This window comes from Sphingobacterium sp. 1.A.4, from assembly GCF_002734245.1.
GTDB lineage: Bacteria > Bacteroidota > Bacteroidia > Sphingobacteriales > Sphingobacteriaceae > Sphingobacterium > Sphingobacterium tenebrionis.
Window position 1 is genome coordinate 1 of the sequence record NZ_PEAZ01000127.1, and the last position, 983, is coordinate 983.

The window sequence follows — 983 nt, forward strand, 5'->3', positions numbered from 1 at the left end:
AACTGTGTATATATCCAAATAATAAATTAAATTTTCTCCAAATAATATTCTGATTAGGCCGCTTTTGCGATGTAGCCCTTTCCAGATTTTGCGATGGCGAATGCCTGTTTGATCAGTTTGTTCACCACTGCTATGATTGCGACCTTGTAGGGTTTTCCCTTTTCCATCAACCTCCCATAAAGCCCGCTGCAGGCGGTGTTGCTCCTGATGGCGGATATTGCCGCCATGTACAGCACCTTTCTGACCTGGCCCATCCCCATCTTGCAGATATGTCCCTTTCCCCTTACACTGCTGCCGGAYTCGAATATCCTGGGCGCCAGTCCGAAATAGGATATCAGCTGCCTGTACCCCTCGAACCGACTGAAACCGTCCGTCAGGATGATAAGCAGTGCTGCGCTGCGCGGGCCGATGCCCGGGATGCTCCGCAGGTTTTCATTGAGTTCCCCGTAATTCTCCATGATGATCTGCTGGACCTGCCTTTCATGTTCATTGATGTCCTGATCATAACGTTTGATCCCTTCCTCTATGGTCTTCCTGAGCGTGGGTTCCAGTGTTCCCGCATGTTCATATGCATGGAGCCTGTTCGTTAGCATGGTCCTGCATTCCTTCTGTCCCTTGATATAGCCTTCCAGGTTCCTGATCCTCAGCACATGTTCCTCCGGCAGCCTCCATTGGGCAGGTTCCGTCATGCTGGTGAACTTGGCGATGAGCTGGGCATCCTTCCTGTCGGTCTTGGTCCTGGCCAGGGTCATCTGGGAAAAACGCCTGATGACAAGGGGGTTGATGACCGAGACCCGTTCATCCCTCTCCCAGAGGAACTTTGCCAGCCGGAAGTAATAGGGACCGGTGGCCTCCATCGCTATATGGCTGCCGTGCATGTGGCCCAGGGCCTCCACAAAACCCGCTTCGTCGTTACTGAAACGACCCTTAAAAACCTCTTTCTGTCCCGATTGGACAGAAATGTCAAAATAATCCTTTGAACA

Annotated in this window: 1 protein-coding gene; it reads right to left on the reverse strand. The window is 51.5% G+C overall.

The genetic code is table 11. The annotated features are described in order from the left end of the window. Positions 1-53: 53 nt before the first annotated feature. Positions 54-983, reverse strand: a 930-nt coding sequence (locus tag CRJ00_RS18105; protein WP_099368131.1) for an IS110 family transposase, incomplete at its 5' end; no start/stop codon positions are given.